Source organism: Rhizobium mulingense (assembly GCF_029194105.1).
Taxonomy (GTDB): domain Bacteria; phylum Pseudomonadota; class Alphaproteobacteria; order Rhizobiales; family Rhizobiaceae; genus Rhizobium; species Rhizobium mulingense.
In genome coordinates this window covers 182,827-200,496 of sequence record NZ_JARFVE010000002.1, presented here as the reverse complement: position 1 = coordinate 200,496, position 17,670 = coordinate 182,827, and the positions used below count along the sequence as shown (strand labels likewise).

Sequence of the window (17,670 nt, the reverse complement as noted above, 5' to 3'; positions counted from 1 at the left end):
GCCCATTTCCTCGGATAGGAAAACCAGCGGTGACGCAAGCCTGACGAAAGCTCCGAGATCGGCTGACGCGCTGCACGGCATAAAATAGTGCGCAACGGATCGAATCGCAGCGGGCAAACGAAAAGGGCGACCCGAGGGCCGCCCTTCCTGTCCAGTTTCATGAACGATGTGCGAAAGGCCTTTGGCCGATCACATCATGTCCATACCGCCAGTTCAGCGCGCTTGACGCGCTGAACCATCTTAGATGATGGGCGGTTTCATGGACGATGCTGTGAAAGGCCGGAGGCCGATCACATCATGTCCATACCGCCCATGCCGCCCATGCCGCCCGGCATAGCCGGAGCGTCCTTCTTCGGCAGCTCGGCGATCATGGCTTCGGTGGTGATCAGCAGCGATGCGACGGAAGCGGCGTCCTGCAGGGCGGTGCGAACGACCTTGACCGGGTCGATGATACCCATGCCAATCATGTCGCCATATTCGCCGGTCTGGGCGTTGTAACCCCAGTTGTCCTGATCCTTGTCGAGGATCTTGCCGATGACGATCGATGCTTCGTCGCCAGCGTTCTCAGCGATCTGGCGGGCCGGAGCCTGCAGAGCGCGGCGAACGATGTTGATGCCGGCTTCCTGGTCGTCGTTGACGCCCTTGGAGGTGATCTTGACGGAAGAACGCAGCAGGGCAACGCCGCCGCCCGGTACGATGCCTTCCTGAACGGCAGCGCGCGTCGCATTGAGGGCGTCGTCGATGCGGTCCTTCTTTTCCTTGACTTCGACTTCCGTCGAACCACCGACGCGGATAACGGCAACGCCGCCGGCGAGCTTGGCAAGGCGTTCCTGCAGCTTCTCGCGGTCGTAGTCGGAGGTGGTTTCTTCGATCTGGGCCTTGATCTGGGCAACACGGCCTTCGATGTCGGACTTGGCGCCCGAACCGTCGACGATCGTGGTGTTTTCCTTGGAGATCGAGACTTTCTTGGCACGGCCGAGCATGTCAAGCGTGACACTCTCGAGCTTGATGCCGAGGTCTTCGGAGATGACGGTGCCGCCTGTCAGGATGGCGATGTCTTCAAGCATGGCCTTGCGGCGATCGCCGAAGCCCGGAGCCTTGACGGCAGCGATCTTCAGGCCGCCACGCAGCTTGTTGACGACGAGCGTTGCGAGGGCTTCGCCTTCGACGTCTTCTGCGATGATGAGGAGCGGCTTGCCGGTCTGGACGACGGCTTCGAGAACCGGCAGCATCGACTGCAGGTTCGAGAGCTTCTTCTCGTGGAGGAGAATGAAGACGTCTTCGAGGTCGGCGATCATCTTTTCCGGGTTGGTCACGAAGTAGGGGCTGAGGTAGCCGCGGTCGAACTGCATGCCTTCGACGACTTCGAGTTCGGTTTCGGCGGTCTTGGCTTCTTCAACCGTGATGACGCCTTCGTTGCCGACCTTCTGCATGGCTTCGGCAATGTCGAGACCGACCTGACGTTCGCCGTTTGCGGAGATCGTGCCGACCTGGGCGACTTCTTCCGAGGTGTTGATCTTCTTGGCCTTGGCCTGGAGATCCTTGACGACTTCGGCAACGGCGAGATCGATGCCGCGCTTCAGGTCCATCGGGTTCATGCCGGCGGCAACGGCCTTGGCGCCTTCGCGAACGATTGCCTGGGCAAGGACAGTTGCCGTCGTGGTGCCGTCACCGGCGATGTCGTTGGTCTTCGAAGCAACTTCGCGGACCATCTGGGCGCCCATGTTTTCGAACTTGTCTTCGAGTTCGATTTCCTTGGCGACCGAAACGCCGTCCTTGGTGATGCGCGGCGCGCCGAAGGACTTGTCGATGATGACGTTGCGACCCTTCGGGCCGAGCGTGACCTTCACTGCATCGGCGAGAATGTCGACGCCGCGCAGCATCTTTTCGCGCGCGGTGCGGCCAAACTTGATTTCTTTAGCTGCCATGTTTGTGACTCCTGAATTCGATTTGTTCGGGCAAAAGCCCGTCAGTCATTTCGGGAAAGCGGATCGGCCAATCAGCCGATGATGCCCATGATGTCGGCTTCCTTCATGATCAGAAGGTCTTCGCCGTTGATCTTGACTTCGGTGCCGGACCACTTGCCGAACAGCACGCGGTCGCCAGCCTTGACGTCGAGTGCGACGACCTTGCCGGACTCGTCACGAGCGCCGGAACCGACGGCGACGATTTCGCCTTCCTGCGGCTTTTCCTTGGCGGTGTCGGGAATGATGATCCCGCCCTTGGTCTTCTCTTCGGACTCGACGCGACGAACGACGACGCGGTCGTGAAGCGGACGGAAATTGGTGCTTGCCATTGTCTAATCCCTCGATCGAATGACATTCGCGGGCCGGAGCGGCCCACATGGATAGGTGTTAGCACTCCCTCGCGGTGAGTGCTAGCGACGTGCATTTAGGGATGGCTCCGAAAGGAGTCAATGAGGGCAATCACGAATTTTTGTGCCGGAATTGTGAAGAGACCGGAGAAATGCCGGAGATTTCCGCCGAGCCCTCTGTCGCGGCCGAGCCTTGCCGATCACGCGCCGGATTGTCGCGACAGGGCTTTGCGGTGGCTGATGGCGAAGAAAATGCCTTGCCATCGTCCTGCGCCTTTGCAATGTCACCGGTGACTGCAGCAACTCGGGAAATTGGAATGGCCAAGCGGATAGAAACCTTCTCTGAGATCACCGATCGCTATGATGTAGTGCTCTGTGATGTCTGGGGCGTCGTTCACAACGGCGTCGATCCGTTCCCCAAGGCTGCCGCGGCCCTTCAGGCCGCCCGCGAGAGCGGCCTCGCCGTCGTCCTTATCACCAACTCGCCGCGGCTTTCCTGGCAGGTCGTCGAGCAGCTGCGCCAGATCGGCGTGCCCGACAGCGCCTATGACAGGATCGTCACCTCCGGCGACGTCACGCGCGGGTTGATTTCCGAGGGTCCGAAGACGGTCTTTCTGCTCGGCCCCGAGCGCGACAAGGCGCTTCTCGAAGGCATTGGCGTCGAGCGGGTGCCGGCAGGCGAAGCGCAATCGCTCGTCTGCACCGGCTTTTTCGACGATGAGACCGAGAAGCCCGAGGATTACACCGACATGCTTCTGGATTTTCAGGCGCGCGAAGTGCCGATGATCTGCGCCAATCCCGATCTCGTCGTCGAACGCGGCCACCGCATCATTCCCTGCGCCGGCGCCATGGCCGCCTATTACGAACAGCTCGGCGGCAAAACCCGCATCGCCGGCAAACCGCACCGGCCAATTTACGAGGCGACGCTGGCCGCAGCCCGCGAGCTTCGCGGCGATTTCTCCGCCGAGCGCGTGCTGGCAATCGGCGACGGCATGCCGACCGATGTCCGCGGCGCCTTGAATTTTGGCCTCGACCTTCTCTACATCAGCGGCGGGATCCACGCCAAGGAATACACCTTGAACGGCGAAACCGACGAGGCAATTCTCAACGCCTACCTCGAACGAGAAAACGCCGCGCCGAAGTGGTGGATGCCGCGCCTTGCATGAAGAGAAGCCAGCCGATGACCGTCTTCCACCGCAATGAAACCCGGGATCCCTTGCCCGCCCATCTCAAGGGCGGGGTGATCGCCATCGGCAATTTCGACGGAGTGCATCGCGGCCATCAATCGGTGCTGAACCGCGCGCTTGAGATCGCAAGGGCGCGCGGCATTCCCGCGTTAGTGCTGACCTTCGAGCCACATCCGCGCACGGTTTTCCGGCCGCAGGCGCCGGTGTTCCGCCTCACACCCGCACCGCTCAAGGCCCGCATCCTGGAAACGCTGGGGTTCAACGCCGTCATCGAATATCCCTTCGACTACGAATTCTCGCAGCGCTCGGCCGATGATTTCATCCATTCGATCCTGAAGGACTGGCTCGGCGCCTCCGAAGTCGTCACCGGCTTCGATTTCCACTTCGGCCGCAACCGCGAAGGCGGCCCCGCTTTCCTGATGAATGCCGGCCAGACCTACGGCTTCGGCGTCACCCTGATCGATGCCTTCCGCGACGAAAACGCCGACGTCGTCTCGTCGAGCCATATCCGCACGCTGCTGAAGGACGGCGAGGTCAGCGAAGTCGCCGGCATGCTCGGTTACCGTTATACCATCGAAGCGGAGGTTATCGACGGCGAAAAACTCGGCCGCCAGCTTGGCTTTCCCACCGCCAACATGCGCCTGCCGCCGGAGGCCGAGCTTGCCGCCGGCATCTACGCCGTCCGCTTCCGCCGCCAGGACGGAACGCTTCACGACGCGGTCGCAAGCTACGGCCGCCGCCCGACGGTGACGGAAAACGGTGCGCCGCTGCTCGAAACCTATGTCTTCGATTTCAGCGGCGATCTCTACGGTCAGCTCTGCGCCGTCTCCTTCTTCGGCTATATTAGACCGGAGCTGAAATTCGACGGCCTCGATCCGCTCGTCGCCCAGATCGGGCGCGACGAGGAGGAGGCGCGGGCGCTGCTGGCGGGTGTCAAGCCGCTCGGCGAACTCGACCGGAAGCTCTGCTTTTCCTGAGGCCGTGGTCAGCGCAAGGTCCTTTGAGCGCAAAAACTCCGGCGACCGGGGATCGCATCGCAGAATTCTTCTCTTCCTTTTGCACCGAAAAACGCCTATGAACCGGCCCGATGAGAAAATTTCGGCTGGCGATCACGATACGAATTATCGGCCCGGCCTTCCGCGCGCGCTAAGCGGCCGGGAGGTCCGGGTTTTCGGCGCTTGGATACAAGCGCTTCCGTCACCAGCTTTTTCATACCCGTTGCGCCCCTTTCTGGGCCGCCAGAAACGATTGTCCCGATATGACCGACACAGCCGAAAAGATCGATTACTCGAAGACCCTCTATCTGCCCGAAACCGATTTCCCGATGCGCGCCGGCCTGCCGCAGAAGGAGCCGGAGCTTGTCAAGCGCTGGCAGGAGATGGATCTCTACAAGAAATTGCGCGCCTCTGCCGCCGGCCGCGAGAAATTCGTCCTGCATGACGGCCCGCCCTATGCCAACGGCAACATCCATATCGGCCACGCGCTGAACAAGATTCTCAAGGACGTCATCAACCGTTCGTTCCAGATGCGCGGTTATGACGCCAACTACGTGCCCGGCTGGGATTGCCACGGCCTGCCGATCGAATGGAAGATCGAGGAGGAGAACTACCGCGCCAAGGGCAAGGCCAAGCCGGATCTCAAGGAGCCGGCGGCGATGATCGAGTTCCGCCGCGAGTGCCGCGCCTATGCCGAAAAATGGATCAAGGTCCAGGGCGACGAATTCCAGCGCCTCGGCATCGTCGGCGATTTCGACAACCCGTATCTGACGATGAATTTTCACGCTGAGAGCCGCATCGCCGGCGAGCTGTTGAAGATCGCCGCAAGCGGCCAGCTCTATCGCGGCTCCAAGCCGATCATGTGGTCGGTGGTCGAACGCACCGCGCTTGCCGAAGCCGAAGTCGAATACCACGACTACGAGAGCGACACGATCTGGGTGAAATTCCCGGTCGAGAAGGGTTCCGACGGCGTCAAGGATTCCTTCGTCGTCATCTGGACGACCACGCCCTGGACGATCCCCGGAAATCGGGCGGTCGCCTATTCCTCGCGTGTTGCCTATGGTCTTTACGAAGTCATAGCTGCCGAGAATGATTTTGGCCCGCGCCCAGGCGAGAAGCTGATCTTCGCTGACAAGCTGGCCGAGGAATCCTTTGCCAAGGCGAAGCTGCAGTACAAGCGTCTTGCCGATGTTACGGCTGCCGATCTTGCCGGGATCACCTGCGCGCATCCGCTCAAAGGTCTCGGCGGCGGCTATGAATTTCCCGTGCCGCTGCTCGAGGGCGACCATGTCACCGACGATGCCGGTACGGGCTTCGTGCATACGGCGCCCAGCCACGGCCGCGAAGACTTCGACGTCTGGATGGCGCATGCCCGCGAAATCGAAGCGCGCGGCATCGAGACCAAGATCCCGTTCCCGGTCGACGACGGCGGCTTCTACACATCGGATGCCCCCGGCCTCGAAGGCGCACGCGTCATCGACGACAACGGCAAGAAGGGCGATGCCAACGATCGCGTCATCAAGGCGCTGATCGAACGCCGCGCGCTCTTTGCCCGCGGCCGCATGAAGCATCAGTATCCGCATTCCTGGCGCTCGAAGAAGCCGGTCATCTTCCGCAACACGCCGCAGTGGTTCGTCTATATGGACAAGACGCTGCCGGATGGAACGACGCTGCGCACCCGTGCGCTCAGCGCGATCGACGATACCCGCTTCGTCCCGGCTGCAGGCCAGAACCGCCTGCGCGCCATGATCGAACAGCGTCCGGACTGGGTGCTTTCCCGTCAGCGCGCCTGGGGCGTGCCGATCTGCGTCTTCGTCGATGAGCACGGTGCCGTGCTGCAGGACGAGGCCGTCAACGCCCGCATCCTCGATGCCTTCGACGCCGAAGGCGCCGACGCCTGGTTTGCAGAAGGCGCCAAGGAGCGCTTCCTCGGCAATGAGCATGACCCGGCCAAGTGGTCGCAGGTCATGGATATCCTCGACGTCTGGTTCGATTCGGGGTCGACGCACACCTTCACGCTGGAAGACCGCCCGGACCTGAAGTGGCCGGCCGATCTCTATCTCGAGGGCTCCGACCAGCATCGCGGCTGGTTTCATTCCTCCCTCCTGGAATCGGCTGCCACCCGCGGCCGCGCGCCTTACGACGCCGTCCTCACCCATGGCTTCACCATGGATGAGAAGGGCGAGAAGATGTCGAAGTCGAAGGGCAACGTCACCTCGCCGCAGGAAGTGATGAAGGACGCCGGCGCCGATATCCTGCGCCTTTGGGTGATGACCTCGGACTATGCCGACGACCTGCGCGTCGGCAAGACGATCATCCAGACCAATGTCGATGCCTATCGCAAGCTGCGCAACACCATCCGCTGGATGCTCGGCACGCTGGCGCACGACAAGGGCGAGGAGATCGCGCTTGCCGATCTGCCGGAGCTGGAGCAGCTGATGCTGCATCGGCTTTCCGAGCTCGATCAGCTCGTGCGCGAAAACTACGACGCTTTCGACTTCAAGAAGATCGCCCGCGCGCTCATCGATTTTGCCAATGTCGAACTCTCGGCCTTCTACTTCGACGTCCGCAAGGATGCGCTCTATTGTGACGCGCCCTCGAGCCTGCGCCGGCGCGCCAGCCTGCACGTCATCCGCCAGATCTTCGATTGCATGGTGACCTGGCTTGCCCCGATGTTGCCCTTCACCACCGAGGAGGCCTGGCTGTCGCGCAATCCGTCCGCCGTTTCCGTGCATCTGGAGCAGTTCGCCACCGTTGCCAAGGAATGGCGCAACGATGCCCTGGCCGAGAAGTGGAAGAAGATCCGCGCCGTGCGTTCGGTTGTAACCGGCGCGCTGGAAATCGAGCGCAAGGACAAGCGCATCGGCTCCTCGCTGGAAGCAGCTCCCGTCGTCCATATCGCCGATGCCGAGCTTCGCAAGGCGCTCGCGGGTCAGGACTTCAGTGAGGTCTGCATCACTTCGGGCATCACAATCAAGGCGGACGTCGGTCCGGCGGAAGCCTTCCGCCTGGCCGAAGTGGCTGACGTCGCCGTCGTGCCGAAGCTCGCTGAAGGTGTCAAATGCGCGCGTTCCTGGCGCATCACCACCGATGTCGGCTCCGATCCTGATTATCCCGACGTCTCGGCGCGCGACGCTGCGGCATTGCGCGAACTCGGCATCCGCGCCTGAAGATATTTGCCGGGTGAATTGCCTTTATGGCGTTCATCCGGTAAAAGCTGCCTGAAAATGGCCGGATTTTTGCGTCAGGGGGACGGTTGTCTGGTTGGGCAACGATTGCACCGGTGGCTGGAAGGGTTTTCATGTTCGCAACGCATTGGTTCCGTATGGGCGCCTGCCTGTCTGTTGTAGTGGCGGGATGCTCCCTGGTCTCCAGTTGCGCCAGCAGCCCGACCTACGGCACCGACAAGACCGCCATGGAGCAGCTGACTGACGACCTCGGCCAGTCGGTGTCGCTGACCGGCCCTGATCCGAAGAACAAGGGCGTCAAGTACACGCCGCGCCCGACGCTGGTGCTGCCGGCTGAGGCGCAGCGGGAGACCCTCGTTCAACCGCAGCAGACGGTTGCCAACAAGGACAATCCCCAATGGCTTGAATCGCCGGAGGAAACCCGCGCCCGCCTCGTTTCGGAGGCCGACGCGAACTCCGACAATCCGAACTACCGCTCGCCGCTCGCCAGCTCCGCCATCGAAGGCGGCCGGCGCACGACGGAAGCCCAGACCCAGGCCTATCGCGAGGCTCGCGCGCTGCAGAAGGGCTCCTATCTCGATCAGCGCCGCTATATTTCCGATCCGCCGCCCGGTTACCGCACCGTCGACGACCCGGCCAAGCTCGATGACCTCGGCGAGCCCGAGCTCAAGAAGCAGAAGAAGCGCAAGAAGGATGCGGCAATCGCCAACAGCGGCAAGCAGTGGTGGAACTTCCTGCAATAGCGGCGAGCTCGAAGGCCGAAGATGACGCGTGCCGCGGATTACGGCGCCTCTCTCTTTTGCGAAAAGAACCTCCGTAAAATCTCCGCCGACTGCACCTCGTTGAAGCCGGAATAGACCTCCGGGACGTGGTGGCAGGTCGGCTGTGCGTAGAATCGGACGCCATTGTCGACGGCGCCGCCCTTCGGGTCCTCGGCGCCGTAATAGAGCCTGCGGATACGTGCAAACGAGATGGCTGCCGCGCACATGGTGCAAGGCTCCAGCGTCACATAGAGATCGGCGCCGGCAAGGCGCTCCTGTCCAAGCGCTTCGCAGGCGAGCCGGATCGCGGCGATTTCGGCATGGGCGGTGACATCATTGAGCTCGCGCGTGCGGTTTCCCGAGCGTGAAACCGCAATATCGTCGATGACGACCACCGCGCCGATCGGCACTTCGCCGCGCTCGCCGGCGGCTCGCGCCTCTTCGAGCGCCATCTCCATGAAACGAATTGTCTTCACGATCGCAAGAATTTCCACTTAACCGCAGATGCGTGACCTGATAGACAGGCCCAAAAGGCAGGCAAACAACAAATGACACCCAAAGACAAGCCAAAACGCCCGGGCGCAAAGCCCTTTTCACGCGACGCCGGGGCCAAGGCCGGCCCGAAAGCGGGCGGCGCGAAGCCGGCAAAGGCTGCAGCCGCGCGCCCGGCCGCCGCCGAAACGGACGGCGAGGCCAAGGCCGAACGCATTTCCAAGGTGATGGCGCGCGCCGGCGTCGCCTCCCGCCGCGACATCGAACGCATGATCATGGAAGGCCGCGTGACGCTGAACGGCAAGGTTCTCGACACCCCCGTCGTCAACGTCACGCTTGCCGACCGGATCGAGGTCGACGGCGTGCCGATCCGCGGCATCGAGCGCACCAGGCTGTGGCTCTATCACAAGCCGGCCGGTCTCGTGACCACCAATGCCGATCCGGAAGGGCGCCCCACCGTCTTCGACAACCTGCCGGAAGAACTGCCGCGCGTCATGTCGATCGGCCGCCTCGACATCAACACCGAAGGCCTGCTGCTGCTGACCAACGATGGCGGTCTTGCCCGGGCGCTCGAACTGCCGGCGACCGGCTGGCTGAGGCGTTACCGCGTGCGCGCCCATGGCGAGATTGATCAGGAGGCGCTCGACAAGCTGAAGGACGGCATCGCCGTCGAAGGTGTGCTCTATGGTTCGATCGAGGCGACGCTCGACCGCACACAAGGCTCGAATGTCTGGATCACCATGGGCCTTCGCGAGGGCAAGAACCGCGAAATCAAGAACGTGCTCGGCGCCCTCGGTCTCGACGTCAACCGCCTGATCCGCATTTCCTACGGCCCGTTCCAGCTTGGCGATCTGCCGGAAGGCCATGTCATCGAAGTGCGCGGCCGTACGCTGCGAGACCAGCTCGGCCCGCGCCTCATCGAGGAAGCCAAGGCGAATTTCGACGCGCCGATCTACAATGCGCCGGCTGTTGCCGCCGAGGAAGTGGCTGAGGCCGCGTTACCTGAGAAGCGTGAGCGGCCGCGCCGGGACGAGGACAAGCGCGAGCGGGCGCTGAGCCGCCTCGACACCAAGCGGGACGACCGCCGCGGCGCGGGGCGCAGAGATGACGACCGCCGCGACGGCGGCCGCCGGGATGACGAGAAGCCGAAGCGCTCCCAGCCGCTCGGCCAGCGCCGCAGCGCCAATGTCTGGATGGCGCCCGGCGCCCGGCCGCTCGGCGAAAAGGCAGCGGCCAAGGCTGCCAAGAACGCGCAGACCGCGCGCCGGCGCGGCGAAGAGCGGCCGGCAAAGGGTACTGGTTTCGATCGCATCGAGGATCGTCCGCGCACCCAGATCAATCGCGTGCGCGAAGAGGACGGCGAATGGATCCGCTCGAGCGAGCAGCCTCACCGTAAGGATGAGGGCGAGGGCTCCGGCCGCAAGCGCTCTTTCGGGGACCGCCCGGCGCGCGGCGAACGCCGCCCCCGCGAAGGGGCTGACGAACGCCCGCGTGCCAGAAGCTCTGCCGGCGAAGGCCGTCCGGAGCGTCCGCGCGGCGACCGGCCTTTCGGCGATCGTCCCTCGCGTGGCGACCGGCCCTTCGGCGACAAGCCGCGCGGTGATCGCAAACCGCGTGCGGATGGCGACGAACGTCCTCGTGCCGCCAGAGCTTCCACCGGTGAGGCCCGTTCGGAGCGTCCGCGCGGCGATCGGCCTTTCGGTGACCGGCCTTCGCGTGGCGACCGTCCATTCGGCGATAAGCCTCGTGGCGACCGCAGGCCGCGCGAGGACGGAGATGAGCGTCCGCGGGCAGCCAGAAGTTTTGCTGGTGAGGGCCGCTCCGAGCGTCCGCGCGGCGAAAGATCGTTCGGCGATAAGCCTTCGGGTGACAAGCCGCGCGGCAAGAGCTTTGGCGCCAAGCCGGGCGGGGCGAAGAGTTTTTCGGGCAAGCCGAAGGGCGCCAAGCCAGCCGGCGACAGGCCGGGTGGTGACAGGCCTGCTGGCGGCCCGTCCAGAGGTGGTGCAAAAGGAAAGGGAATGACGCGCGGTGCGGATCGTCGGCGGTGAGTTTCGCGGACGGCCTCTCGCCGTGCCAAAATCCAACGATATCCGGCCGACTGCCGACCGGACGCGCGAGAGCCTGTTCAATATATTGAGCCATGCCTATCCGGAATGCGTCGACGGCACCCGGATCCTCGATCTTTTTGCCGGAACCGGCGCCGTCGGCCTCGAAGCCGTGTCGCGCGGCTGTCGCCATGCGCTCTTCGTCGAAAACAGCGTCGAGGGCAGGGCGCTGCTCTGGGAAAACATCGACGCACTCGGCCTGCACGGCCGCACGCGCATCCTGCGCCGCGATGCGACCGACCTCGGCAGCGTCGGCAATCTCGAAGCCTTCGACGTGCTGTTTGCCGATCCGCCCTATGGCAAGGGGCTCGGTGAAAAGGCGATGGCGGCGGCGGCCGAAGGCGGCTGGCTGAGACCGGGCGCGATTGCGGTGCTCGAAGAGCGCGCCGACGTTGTCGTTTCCGTGCATCCTTCCTATGTTTTCCTCGAAGACCGCATCTTCGGCGATACCAGGGTGCATTTCTTCCGGTATCAGCCGCAATAAGCGGGGGCGGGGCGTGCAGCAGGCAGAATTCATCAGCCCGAAACTGCCCGCGATCAGCGACCTTCCGACGGTCGCGGTCGCTTTCGGCGGCGGCGGTGCGCGCGGACTTGCCCACATCCATATCATCGAGACGCTCGACGAACTCGGCATCCGCCCGGTGGCGATATCGGGCTCGTCGATGGGGGCGATCATGGGGGCGGGTATGGCCGCCGGCATGTCGGGGGCCGAAATCCGCGAACATGCGCTGACGACCGTCGGCAACAAGACGGCGGTCGTCGCCCGCATCTGGGGCCTGAGGCCGGCGACGGTGCGCGATGCGGTGGCCAAGGGCATCCGCATCGGCCAGTTCAATCTGGAGCGGATCCTCAAGGCCTTCCTGCCGTCCGAACTGCCGGCCCGCTTCGAGGATCTGTTGGTGCCGATGAAGGTCATCACCACGGATTATTACGGGCAGAACGAGGTCATCATCGAAGACGGCGAGCTGTTTCCGGCGCTCGCCGCCTCATCCGCTATCCCCGCCGTCTTCATGCCGGTGCGCCTGCGCGGCCGGGTGATGATCGACGGCGGCATCAGCAATCCAGTGCCCTATGAACCCCTGATGGATCTTGCCGATATCGTCGTCGGCATCGATGTCGTCGGCGCGCCGGAAGGCGACGGCACCCATATTCCGAACCGCATGGAGAGCATCTTCGGCTCCGGCCAGTTGATGATGCAGACGGCGATCTCGCTGAAGCTGAAACTCTGCCAGCCGCACATCTTCCTACGCCCGACGGTCGGCCGCACCGGCGTCATGGATTTTTTGAAGGCCCGCGACGTGCTGGCCATGTCGGTCGGCGTCAAGGACGAGCTGAAATTCGCCCTTGACCGGGAAATCGAAGCGCGGCTGAAGCGCTGAAGCACTATTGGGCGTGGCCTTCATGGCCTCCGCCCGCGTCATCCGATGCTTCGTTCATCATCATGACCGTGCCCTCGAAGCTTGAGAGCAGTGCAAGCGCGGGGGGGTCGATGTTTGCCTCGGCATCGCGCAGTTTCGCAGCCAGCGCGGCCGCGTCATTCGCCGGGAGCCCGATCTTTTGCAGCGTACCGGCATCCTTCAGGCTATCGCCGCTGCAGAGATAGATGCTCCAGCCGTGATGCGTCCTTTTCAACAGGGCGCGTCCGCCGCGTCCGTCCTGCCGCCAGCCGACGATCGCCCAATCGGCCTGAACGGCGACGACCGGCGTGAGCTCCAGGGGCTTGTCCGCCGTTTCGAACATCAGCTTCAGCCTTGCCGGGATGACCTGCTGCGGATCGTCGTCCGCGGACGCCATGGATGCGAAGAGCATGCAGGCAAGAAGAGCAATGATCGACTTCATCTCTTGGTCCCCTTCAGGCGAGAACGCGTTTCAATCGGCACGAAGCGCACGACGATCTGGTCGAAGGCGATCATGACGACAATGGCAAGCCCGCTCGTCGGGAAAGCGACGGCGAAGATAGCGGTAATCACCCATAGGCCGTGGTAGACCGAGCGCCTTGGCGGCATGGGTGGCACGCCGAGCCGGCCCGCCGGGCGCCGTTTCCACCACATGACGACTGCTGTCACGCAGCTGAGCACAATGGCCAGGCAGGTTGCGAGCATCAGCAACTGGTTGAAACGCCCCCATTCCTGTCCCTGGTGGACATTGATACTCCATTCGATCGCCTTGCCGAGGAGCGGATACTGGCCGAAGCCGATATCGATCAGCGGTTTGCCGGAATACTGGTCGATATGGATGGTGCGTTCGTCAGCGAGATCGTCGGGATAAAGCGAGGCGGTATAGACGCCGGTCTCGTCGGAGGGGATCGCCATGTCGAAACCCGGCGCCATGCCCAGCCGCCTGGCGATCTCCACGGCCCTGTCGAGCCCGATCGGCTTGGCCGATTGCGCTGCGGCGATATCGGAAAGCGGAACCGGCGCTTTCTCGACGATCCAGCCGCTCTTCGGCAGGATGTCCTCGGTGACTTTCTGCGACTTCGGCACGTCGTCCCAGAGCTGGACGGGGTAGCCGAGCCCGTGTTCGGTCAGCCAGGCATTGGCATTCGCACCCCAATAGCCCGACCACGGCATGCCTGTGATCGCCAGGAAGAAGATCAGCAGGCCGGCAAAAGCCCCCGTCACCGCATGCAGATCACGCCAGAAAACCCGGCGCCCCGGCGTTCCCCGCACGCTGACGACACCACCCGTCTGGCGGCGCGGCCACCAGAGATAGATGCCGGTCGCGACCAGCACCATGGCAAAGCCGCCGGCGATCTCGATCAGCCGGTTCGCCGCCTTGCCAAAATAGGCGAGGCTGTGGATACGCTTGACGACATAATTGAACTCGTCGGTCGACCCGACCACATCGAGCACCTTGCCATCATAGGGATTGACGAAGACCAGCATTGCGCCGGCATCTCCGGAGAGGGTGACAATGGCCGATCGTTCGGGTCCGGCCGGGTCCTTGTAGGCGGTCGCCGTCGAGCCCGGCACGGCGGCGGCGGCGATCGCAGCAACCCTCTCCGCCGGCAGCGCCTGGCCGGCCGGCTGGACAATGTAGCGGTGGGCGAAGACGGTGCTGTTGATCTCGTCCTTGAAGAGATAAAGCGATCCGGTCACGGCCAGATTGAGCATGAAGGGAATGACGAGAAGCCCGGCAAAGAAATGCCAGCGCCAGATGGCGCGGTAGAGCGACACGCCACTGGCGGCGTGCTGCTCCGGTTCGGCGGCAGTAATGGTCGACATGAGAATGGATCCGTATCCACGGGCGACTGCGGGAGCGCAGCTCGGCCGGCGTTGAAAGGCGTGTTGCGGCGCCTGCCGCAGCACGGGAGTTCAGGCAGGGATAGGATCGGAAGGGGGCGCGCGAGGGCCGGTATTGGGCGCAAAGAGCTGGCGATGGAAGGCCCCGGCCCGGATCGGCAATTCAACCGCAACCGCAAAGCCGATCGGCGCGCCGGCCACATCCGTCGGCGTCGGCAGCAGTGTGGCGGCGCCGATCCGGCAGGCTTCGCAGCCATGCGAATGCACCTTGTCGTGCTCGCCGGTGCCGGATTTGTCGGTGCCTGACTCATCCGCAACGGTCACACAAAGCGTCGGCAGGGTCCCGTCCGGAAGGACGTATTGGGCGAGCTCGGCCGGATCGAACGCGCCGGCGGCGGCAGCGGGGGCCTGGTGGGCGATCCCGACGAAAACAAGCGCGACGGCGCACAGGATGCGCAGTGCCCATTGCTCGATCTGTTTCGCCCGCCTGATCAAATTTTCCCTCTCTGATCGCACCGATCGCGCGTTTGAATAAACGCCGCTCTCCTCAGATTCAATGCGTCAATTTCGCAAATGCTCGATGCGTGGTCGAGGAAGCCGTGGCTCTCCTGAGGCTCGATGCAGGTCGAGCAGCTGAAACGCCTCCGACATTGCTTCGATCATCGCTTCGGCTATCAGGTCGGCATCGTTATTGCCGATTTCGAACAGACCAAAGCGGAGTTGATAACCCCAGCTTGGCCGGCCACTTGTGAAGGACAGTCGGTCGAGCAGTGGCCGGATAGGTGTTTCCACCGCCGGCCACCACGCGACATCCCGCCTCCAGGGGTGAAAGTCGGCGCTGACTTCTACCTGATATGCATCGGCTGCCTTGACGATGCCAATTGCCGTAAATGCTTGCAGGCGATCCGTGCCGCCGAATGTTTCGGTCGGCGAGTAGTAGATTACGCGATCGCCGGGCGCGCTCCGCCGAAGCGGAGCCGCCTTTCCGTACAGACCTGCATGAACCCTGCTTCGCGCCCTGTGCGGACGTGATTTGCTGAGGCAACGGCGATCCAGCTCCGGGACATGACTCAGTTCTCAGTCACGTTATAGACGCGCAGGCGATGCCCATCGGGATCCGCGGCGACAAAGCTGCGGCCGAAATCGAGGTCGCTCGGCGGAAAAAGGATGGTCGTTCCCTTGCCTTGCCATTCGGCATGCAGCGTATCGACCATGTCCGCGGTCGCCACCTTGAAGCCGAGATCACAGCCGCCGCCTGCCGCCGTCGGCGCCGGCTTAACACCCGCTTTGCCCCAGAGACCAAGCGCCAAGCCCGAAGGCAGGATGAACATGGCGAAGGTTGGGCCGGACTCGACGGGATCCAGTCCGAGCAGTTGCTTGTAGAAGCTGGCGCTTTTTGGCGCGTCGGTTACGAAGAGGAGAATACTGTTGCTGTCGATCATGGTAGGCTCCTGTTTGTGGGACAGGAGGGCTTCTACAGATACCTACTGACAGGATCTGGCAGTAGCAACCGTCTGAGCGATGTCGTTCTACGCGTCCGCTGTCGCGTCCGCGGTGCCCGCCAGCGGGTCTTCCTCGAAAAGATCGGCGGCGCGCTTCGGTTTGACCAGCGGTTCGGGTCGCACCGGATGGGAAAACAGCATGTCGCGTCCGGCCTGCAACCCTTCGGTGACCTGCAGGGCAAGCCGCGCCTCGTCGCGCTTGCGGATATCCTCGCCGATCTCATAGGCGTCGATCTCGGAGACGCCGAGCGCCTCCAGCGTCCGCCGTCCGAAGAGCAGGCCCGACTCCAGCGTTTCGCGCAGCTCGTAATCGACGCCCTTGTTGCGCAGCTCGATCGAATGGATGCGGTCGTAGGAGCGCACATAGAGCCTTGTATGCGGATAGTCGGCCTGCACCAGTTCCACCACCTTGTCGGTGATCTCCTTCTTCTGCGTGCAGACGAGCACGATCTTTGCCCGGTCGATGCCGGCCGAGCGCAGCACGTCCTTGCGCATGCCGTCGCCGAAATAGATGCGGAAGCCGAAGGAGGAGGCTTGGCGGATGCGGTCGGCCGAAAAATCGATGACGGTGACGCTGCGCCCGCCGGCAAGCAGGATCTGGGCGGCGATCTGGCCGAAGCGCGAGAAGCCGACCATCAGCACGTCGGCGCCCGCACCCTCGAAATCCTCGTCCAGCTCCTCCTGTGCGTCGCCGCTGAGCAGCCGCTTCGAAAGGGCCGCTCCGATCGGTGTCAGCGCCATGGAGAGCGTGACGATCGCCACCAGCAGCGATGCCGTGCTCGTCGACATCAGCCCGGTCACTCCCGCCGTTGTGAACAGCACGAAGCCGAATTCACCGCCCTGCGGCAGCAGGAAGGCAATGCGGATCGCGTCATCGTGCGGCGAGCCGGAGATCCGGCAGAGCCCATAGATGATGGTCGCCTTGACGGCCATGACGATCGGCACGGCGACGATGACGAAGAGCACATTATCGAAGAGAACGTCGAGCTCCAGCGACAGGCCGACGGCGATGAAGAAGATGGCGAGCAGTACGCCGCGGAACGGCTCGATATCGGCCTCCAACTCGTGCCGATACGAGGATTCGGCCAGCATCACGCCGGAGAGAAAGGCACCCATCGCCATTGAAAGTCCGGCAAGCTGCATCAGGCTTGCCGATCCCATGACGACGAAGAGGGCGGCCGCGATCATTGCCTCGCGCGCGCCGGTGCGGGCGATGACCTGGAAGAGCGGCGTCAGCAGGTAGCGTCCGGCGACGACCATCGCCGCCACCGCGCCGACGGCGACCGCAAAATCGGTCAGCGGTGCGTTGCTGCCTTTGTCGCTGCCGTCGAGGACGGTGATCAGCGCCAAGAGCGGCACGATCGCCAGATCCTGGAACAAGAGCATCGAGAAGGAACGCTGCCCGTATCTCGTATTGACGTCGCCGTCGCCCTCGAGGATCTGCATGGCGAAGGCGGTCGAAGACAGCGCCAGGCCGAAGCCGGCGACGATGCTGCCGCGCCAGTCGAGAACGCCGGAGAGAAAGGCAAGCGCAGTCAGCGCCAGCCCCGTCACCACCGCCTGCGCCGTGCCGAGGCCGAAAATGTCGCGCCGCATCTGCCAGAGGCGGCTGGGCTTCAATTCCAGCCCGATGATGAACAGCAGGAAGACGACGCCGAGCTCGGCGACGCCGAGGATCTGTTCGCCGTCGGTAATGCCGTGGAAGACAGGACCGATAACGATGCCGGCAGCAAGATAGCCGAGGACGGTGCCGAGCCCGAGCCTCTTGAAGATCGGAGCGGCGACCACCGCACCGCCGAGCAGCAGGATCGTTTCGGAAAAAAGGTCATTGGGCGCTGACATGCTGGCAATTTCTTTCAGGTGGCGGGAAACATCCGGCAGCTC

Annotated in this window: 15 protein-coding genes and 1 pseudogene; 7 read left to right on the top strand and 9 right to left on the bottom strand. The window is 63.4% G+C overall.

What is annotated here, in order from left to right:
• Positions 1-290: 290 nt before the first annotated feature.
• Together groL and groES are read right to left on the bottom strand one after the other, a co-directional pair.
• Positions 291-1,928, bottom strand: coding sequence for a chaperonin GroEL (gene groL, locus PYR71_RS01120; RefSeq protein WP_125843878.1), 1,638 nt, complete (start codon positions 1,926-1,928; stop codon positions 291-293).
• A gap of 71 nt (positions 1,929-1,999) precedes the next feature.
• Positions 2,000-2,296, bottom strand: a complete 297-nt coding sequence (gene groES, locus PYR71_RS01115; protein ID WP_004675403.1) for a co-chaperone GroES — start codon at positions 2,294-2,296, stop codon at positions 2,000-2,002.
• Positions 2,297-2,631: 335 nt separating this feature from the next.
• Between groES and PYR71_RS01110 the strand changes: the two genes are divergently transcribed.
• The 4 genes from PYR71_RS01110 (at position 2,632) to PYR71_RS01095 (ending at position 8,427) form a co-directional block, all read left to right on the top strand.
• Positions 2,632-3,480: a TIGR01459 family HAD-type hydrolase gene (locus PYR71_RS01110; protein WP_275617919.1), complete on the top strand. Its 849-nt coding sequence runs from the start codon at positions 2,632-2,634 to the stop codon at positions 3,478-3,480.
• Between the two features lie 14 nt (positions 3,481-3,494).
• Positions 3,495-4,478, top strand: a complete 984-nt coding sequence (locus PYR71_RS01105; protein ID WP_275618446.1) for a bifunctional riboflavin kinase/FAD synthetase — start codon at positions 3,495-3,497, stop codon at positions 4,476-4,478.
• Between the two features lie 281 nt (positions 4,479-4,759).
• Positions 4,760-7,666 carry an isoleucine--tRNA ligase gene (gene ileS, locus PYR71_RS01100; RefSeq protein ID WP_275617918.1) on the top strand — a complete coding sequence of 969 codons (2,907 nt, stop codon included), beginning with the start codon at positions 4,760-4,762 and terminating at the stop codon, positions 7,664-7,666.
• Positions 7,667-7,797: 131 nt separating this feature from the next.
• On the top strand, positions 7,798-8,427 hold the full coding sequence (locus PYR71_RS01095) for a hypothetical protein (protein ID WP_275617917.1): 630 nt from the start codon (positions 7,798-7,800) through the stop codon (positions 8,425-8,427).
• A 38-nt stretch (positions 8,428-8,465) separates the two neighbouring features.
• Here PYR71_RS01095 and PYR71_RS01090 read toward each other — a convergent pair whose 3' ends face one another.
• Positions 8,466-8,903: a nucleoside deaminase gene (locus tag PYR71_RS01090; RefSeq protein ID WP_275618445.1), complete on the bottom strand. Its 438-nt coding sequence runs from the start codon at positions 8,901-8,903 to the stop codon at positions 8,466-8,468.
• A gap of 90 nt (positions 8,904-8,993) precedes the next feature.
• On the opposite strand from PYR71_RS01090, the gene PYR71_RS01085 reads away from it, so the two are divergent.
• The 3 genes from PYR71_RS01085 to PYR71_RS01075 are packed head-to-tail and all read left to right on the top strand — an operon-like array spanning position 8,994 to position 12,421.
• Entirely contained in the window at positions 8,994-10,985 is a 1,992-nt protein-coding gene (locus PYR71_RS01085; protein WP_275617916.1) for a pseudouridine synthase, read from the top strand.
• Positions 10,966-11,526 carry a 16S rRNA (guanine(966)-N(2))-methyltransferase RsmD gene (rsmD, locus tag PYR71_RS01080; protein WP_183918655.1) on the top strand — a complete coding sequence of 187 codons (561 nt, stop codon included), beginning with the start codon at positions 10,966-10,968 and terminating at the stop codon, positions 11,524-11,526. The genes PYR71_RS01085 and rsmD overlap by 20 nt, the downstream gene beginning before the upstream one ends.
• Before the next feature lie 13 nt (positions 11,527-11,539).
• A complete protein-coding gene (locus PYR71_RS01075; protein ID WP_183918656.1) occupies positions 11,540-12,421 on the top strand; it encodes a patatin-like phospholipase family protein in 882 nt (293 codons plus the stop codon).
• A 4-nt stretch (positions 12,422-12,425) separates the two neighbouring features.
• On the opposite strand, the gene PYR71_RS01070 is transcribed toward PYR71_RS01075, so the two are convergent.
• The 6 genes and pseudogenes from PYR71_RS01070 to PYR71_RS01045 all read right to left on the bottom strand — a co-directional run bounded on the left by PYR71_RS01070 (position 12,426) and on the right by PYR71_RS01045 (position 17,628).
• On the bottom strand, positions 12,426-12,881 hold the full coding sequence (locus PYR71_RS01070; RefSeq protein ID WP_275617915.1) for a copper uptake system-associated protein: 456 nt from the start codon (positions 12,879-12,881) through the stop codon (positions 12,426-12,428).
• Entirely contained in the window at positions 12,878-14,266 is a 1,389-nt protein-coding gene (locus PYR71_RS01065; RefSeq protein WP_275617914.1) for a PepSY-associated TM helix domain-containing protein, read from the bottom strand. Before PYR71_RS01065 ends, PYR71_RS01070 begins: the two co-directional genes overlap by 4 nt.
• Before the next feature lie 90 nt (positions 14,267-14,356).
• Positions 14,357-14,779, bottom strand: a complete 423-nt coding sequence (locus tag PYR71_RS01060; protein WP_275617913.1) for a DUF2946 family protein — start codon at positions 14,777-14,779, stop codon at positions 14,357-14,359.
• 66 nt (positions 14,780-14,845) lie between these two features.
• Positions 14,846-15,351 (bottom strand): annotated as a pseudogene (locus PYR71_RS01055) (EVE domain-containing protein).
• A 3-nt stretch (positions 15,352-15,354) separates the two neighbouring features.
• The gene (locus PYR71_RS01050; protein ID WP_275617912.1) at positions 15,355-15,726 is read right to left on the bottom strand and encodes a VOC family protein; all 372 of its coding nucleotides are present in this window, start codon (positions 15,724-15,726) and stop codon (positions 15,355-15,357) included.
• A gap of 87 nt (positions 15,727-15,813) precedes the next feature.
• Positions 15,814-17,628 carry a monovalent cation:proton antiporter-2 (CPA2) family protein gene (locus PYR71_RS01045; protein WP_275617911.1) on the bottom strand — a complete coding sequence of 605 codons (1,815 nt, stop codon included), beginning with the start codon at positions 17,626-17,628 and terminating at the stop codon, positions 15,814-15,816.
• Between the last annotated feature and the right edge of the window lie 42 nt (positions 17,629-17,670).

Excerpts from the sequence above, each read along its gene's own strand:
- groL (WP_125843878.1), bottom strand. The coding sequence starts at position 1,928 with ATGGCAGCTAAAGAAATCAAGTTTGGCCGCACCGCGCGCGAAAAGATG.
- groES (WP_004675403.1), bottom strand. The coding sequence starts at position 2,296 with ATGGCAAGCACCAATTTCCGTCCGCTTCACGACCGCGTCGTCGTTCGT.
- PYR71_RS01110 (WP_275617919.1), top strand. The coding sequence starts at position 2,632 with ATGGCCAAGCGGATAGAAACCTTCTCTGAGATCACCGATCGCTATGAT.
- PYR71_RS01105 (WP_275618446.1), top strand. The coding sequence starts at position 3,495 with ATGACCGTCTTCCACCGCAATGAAACCCGGGATCCCTTGCCCGCCCAT.
- ileS (WP_275617918.1), top strand. The coding sequence starts at position 4,760 with ATGACCGACACAGCCGAAAAGATCGATTACTCGAAGACCCTCTATCTG.
- PYR71_RS01095 (WP_275617917.1), top strand. The coding sequence starts at position 7,798 with ATGTTCGCAACGCATTGGTTCCGTATGGGCGCCTGCCTGTCTGTTGTA.
- PYR71_RS01090 (WP_275618445.1), bottom strand. The coding sequence starts at position 8,903 with ATGGAGATGGCGCTCGAAGAGGCGCGAGCCGCCGGCGAGCGCGGCGAA.
- PYR71_RS01085 (WP_275617916.1), top strand. The coding sequence starts at position 8,994 with ATGACACCCAAAGACAAGCCAAAACGCCCGGGCGCAAAGCCCTTTTCA.
- PYR71_RS01070 (WP_275617915.1), bottom strand. The coding sequence starts at position 12,881 with ATGAAGTCGATCATTGCTCTTCTTGCCTGCATGCTCTTCGCATCCATG.
- PYR71_RS01065 (WP_275617914.1), bottom strand. The coding sequence starts at position 14,266 with ATGTCGACCATTACTGCCGCCGAACCGGAGCAGCACGCCGCCAGTGGC.
- PYR71_RS01050 (WP_275617912.1), bottom strand. The coding sequence starts at position 15,726 with ATGATCGACAGCAACAGTATTCTCCTCTTCGTAACCGACGCGCCAAAA.
- PYR71_RS01045 (WP_275617911.1), bottom strand. The coding sequence starts at position 17,628 with ATGTCAGCGCCCAATGACCTTTTTTCCGAAACGATCCTGCTGCTCGGC.